Source organism: Candidatus Termitispirillum reticulitermitis (assembly GCF_054655775.1).
Genome location: NZ_BAAIHG010000090.1, coordinates 1 through 3375, shown reverse-complemented (window position 1 = coordinate 3375; position 3375 = coordinate 1). Strand labels below are relative to the sequence as shown.

The 3375-nt window shown below is 45.2% G+C and carries 5 protein-coding genes and 1 pseudogene; 3 read left to right on the top strand and 3 right to left on the bottom strand.

The annotated features are described in order from the left end of the window. Positions 1-14 precede the first annotated feature (14 nt). The 3 genes and pseudogenes from AC1MDJ_RS07090 to AC1MDJ_RS07080 form a co-directional block, all read left to right on the top strand. On the top strand, positions 15-164 hold the full coding sequence (locus tag AC1MDJ_RS07090) for a flagellin (protein WP_479690227.1): 150 nt from the start codon (positions 15-17) through the stop codon (positions 162-164). A 95-nt stretch (positions 165-259) separates the two neighbouring features. Further along, positions 260-1099 (top strand): diaminopimelate epimerase, encoded by an 840-nt coding sequence (dapF, locus tag AC1MDJ_RS07085; protein WP_479690225.1) that lies wholly within the window; start codon positions 260-262, stop codon positions 1097-1099. A 25-nt stretch (positions 1100-1124) separates the two neighbouring features. Then, positions 1125-1544 (top strand): annotated as a pseudogene (locus tag AC1MDJ_RS07080) (dihydrodipicolinate synthase family protein); the annotation flags it as partial. Here the strand turns inward: AC1MDJ_RS07080 and dapA are convergent. From dapA to AC1MDJ_RS07065, 3 genes are all read right to left on the bottom strand, one after another. Then, positions 1472-2251: a 4-hydroxy-tetrahydrodipicolinate synthase gene (gene dapA, locus AC1MDJ_RS07075; RefSeq protein ID WP_479690226.1), complete on the bottom strand. Its 780-nt coding sequence runs from the start codon at positions 2249-2251 to the stop codon at positions 1472-1474. The pseudogene AC1MDJ_RS07080 and the gene dapA sit on opposite strands and share 73 nt — an antisense overlap. 25 nt (positions 2252-2276) lie before the next feature. Further along, positions 2277-3116 (bottom strand): diaminopimelate epimerase, encoded by an 840-nt coding sequence (gene dapF, locus AC1MDJ_RS07070; protein WP_479690225.1) that lies wholly within the window; start codon positions 3114-3116, stop codon positions 2277-2279. A 95-nt stretch (positions 3117-3211) separates the two neighbouring features. Next, on the bottom strand, positions 3212-3361 hold the full coding sequence (locus AC1MDJ_RS07065; protein ID WP_479690227.1) for a flagellin: 150 nt from the start codon (positions 3359-3361) through the stop codon (positions 3212-3214). Positions 3362-3375 lie beyond the last annotated feature (14 nt).

Genomic DNA, 3375 nt, shown 5'->3' with positions numbered 1-3375 from the left:
CACAGCAAAACACAATATCTGCTGAATCTCAGATAAGAGACCTAGACTTCGCAGAGGCTTCCGCTGACCTAGCAAAAAAACAACTACTAATGACCACACAAACAAACCTGCTCTCGCAAACTAACGCACTGCCACAAACAATAATGCAACTGATAAAATTCTGATGTGATGCCACAGTTAAAATGCCCCTATTTAAGTGAGGGGCATTTTAACTTGTGCAATTACATACTCATTAAATCCATTGACAAAACAATTTTCTGTGTATAAAATCGGCATGAGGATGTTTATGAAATATGCCAAGATGACGGGTAGTGGCAACGACTTCATTATCGTTAATAATATGGATAGGCGGCTAAATGTCGCAGATATTGCCCCTCTGGTGCCTAAAATATGCGCTAGGGGCGTATCTATAGGAGCAGACGGCTTTTTTATGATAGAGCCAGCTGACACAAAAGACGTTGACTTCAAATGGCATTTTTATAATTCAGATGGCACAACTGGCGAGATGTGTGGCAATGGCAGTCGCTGTGTAGCGCGCTTTGTCCACAGACTAGGCTATGTTGGTAAAAATATGCGTTTCCTCACTGGCGCGGGCGTGATAGCCGCAGAAATTATTGATGAAACCCACGTTAAAGTTCAACTGACAACCCCCCATAGTTTAGTTATAGATAAAACATTAGACGCAGGTAGCAGGCAGATTAAATACTCTTATGTTAACACAGGCGTGCCACATGCCGTATTGTTTGTAGATGATGTAGAAAGTGCCGATGTAGCAGGGCTTGGCAGGCTTTTACGCTATCACAGCGCATTTGCCCCAGCGGGTGCTAATGTTGACTTTGTAAAGATGGTGGCACCGGATATCCTACGTATGCGGACTTACGAACGCGGAGTTGAAGGAGAAACGCTTGCTTGTGGCACTGGAGCAGTGGCAAGTGCACTAATTGCGATAGAAAAGGGGCTTGTGAAGTCGCCTGTGCATATTAAAACGAGTGGCAACATTGATATGAATGTTTATATGGTGAATGGCACACCCTATCTGGAGGGGGAAGCAAGGCTCTTGTCAGAGGGGGAGATGTTTAGTGAGGCTATGAAATACTAATTTACTAGATTAGTGGGAGGCGACTATGTTTAAGGGCAGTATAACGGCACTGGTGACACCTTTCAAGAAAGATGGAGAGGTTGATGAAAAGGCTTTAGAGCGGCTAGTTGAATTTCAAATATCAGAGGGCACGGATGTAATACTGCCGTGTGGCACGACCGGCGAATCCGCCACTATGGAGCATAAAGAAGAAATCTACATCACCAAACGTGTCATTGAGATGGTTAATAAACGTGTGCCTGTTATCGCAGGTGCGGGTTCAAACGACACAAAGGTGTCCATTCACTTGGCTGAAGCTGCCAAAAAGAACGGAGCAGACGGCGCACTACTGGTTACCCCATATTACAATAAACCTACGCAGGAGGGGATGTATCAGCACTTTAAGGCTGCGGCGGAAGCGGTGAATATCCCAATAGTGATGTATAATGTGCCCGGTCGCACGGGCGTGAATATGGCACCCGAGACGGTTGTTCGTTTAAGCAAAATTTCAAATATAGCAGCGGCAAGCTCCGATACCCCTCTCGGTATAATGTTAGACGCTACCGATATAATCCCCTTTGCCCCTAATGCCATTAGTGGATAGGTTAGCGCATCATCACCCGATAACACTGTGAAATCGGGCGCATCGTGAAGTATCTGCATAGTGTTATCAACCGTGCCACTTGCCTCTTTGACCGCTACTATATTTGAAATTTTGCTTAAACGAACAACCGTCTCGGGTGCCATATTCACGCCCGTGCGACCGGGCACATTATACATCACTATTGGGATATTCACCGCTTCCGCCGCAGCCTTAAAGTGCTGATACATCCCCTCCTGCGTAGGTTTATTGTAATATGGGGTAACCAGTAGTGCGCCGTCTGCTCCGTTCTTTTTGGCAGCTTCAGCCAAGTGAATGGACACCTTTGTGTCGTTTGAACCCGCACCTGCGATAACAGGCACACGTTTATTAACCATCTCAATGACACGTTTGGTGATGTAGATTTCTTCTTTATGCTCCATAGTGGCGGATTCGCCGGTCGTGCCACACGGCAGTATTACATCCGTGCCCTCTGATATTTGAAATTCAACTAGCCGCTCTAAAGCCTTTTCATCAACCTCTCCATCTTTCTTGAAAGGTGTCACCAGTGCCGTTATACTGCCCTTAAACATAGTCGCCTCCCACTAATCTAGTAAATTAGTATTTCATAGCCTCACTAAACATCTCCCCCTCTGACAAGAGCCTTGCTTCCCCCTCCAGATAGGGTGTGCCATTCACCATATAAACATTCATATCAATGTTGCCACTCGTTTTAATATGCACAGGCGACTTCACAAGCCCCTTTTCTATCGCAATTAGTGCACTTGCCACTGCTCCAGTGCCACAAGCAAGCGTTTCTCCTTCAACTCCGCGTTCGTAAGTCCGCATACGTAGGATATCCGGTGCCACCATCTTTACAAAGTCAACATTAGCACCCGCTGGGGCAAATGCGCTGTGATAGCGTAAAAGCCTGCCAAGCCCTGCTACATCGGCACTTTCTACATCATCTACAAACAATACGGCATGTGGCACGCCTGTGTTAACATAAGAGTATTTAATCTGCCTGCTACCTGCGTCTAATGTTTTATCTATAACTAAACTATGGGGGGTTGTCAGTTGAACTTTAACGTGGGTTTCATCAATAATTTCTGCGGCTATCACGCCCGCGCCAGTGAGGAAACGCATATTTTTACCAACATAGCCTAGTCTGTGGACAAAGCGCGCTACACAGCGACTGCCATTGCCACACATCTCGCCAGTTGTGCCATCTGAATTATAAAAATGCCATTTGAAGTCAACGTCTTTTGTGTCAGCTGGCTCTATCATAAAAAAGCCGTCTGCTCCTATAGATACGCCCCTAGCGCATATTTTAGGCACCAGAGGGGCAATATCTGCGACATTTAGCCGCCTATCCATATTATTAACGATAATGAAGTCGTTGCCACTACCCGTCATCTTGGCATATTTCATAAACATCCTCATGCCGATTTTATACACAGAAAATTGTTTTGTCAATGGATTTAATGAGTATGTAATTGCACAAGTTAAAATGCCCCTCACTTAAATAGGGGCATTTTAACTGTGGCATCACATCAGAATTTTATCAGTTGCATTATTGTTTGTGGCAGTGCGTTAGTTTGCGAGAGCAGGTTTGTTTGTGTGGTCATTAGTAGTTGTTTTTTTGCTAGGTCAGCGGAAGCCTCTGCGAAGTCTAGGTCTCTTATCTGAGATTCAGCAGATATTGTGTTTTGCTGTG

Excerpts from the sequence above, each read along its gene's own strand:
- dapA (WP_479690226.1), bottom strand. The coding sequence starts at position 2,251 with ATGTTTAAGGGCAGTATAACGGCACTGGTGACACCTTTCAAGAAAGAT.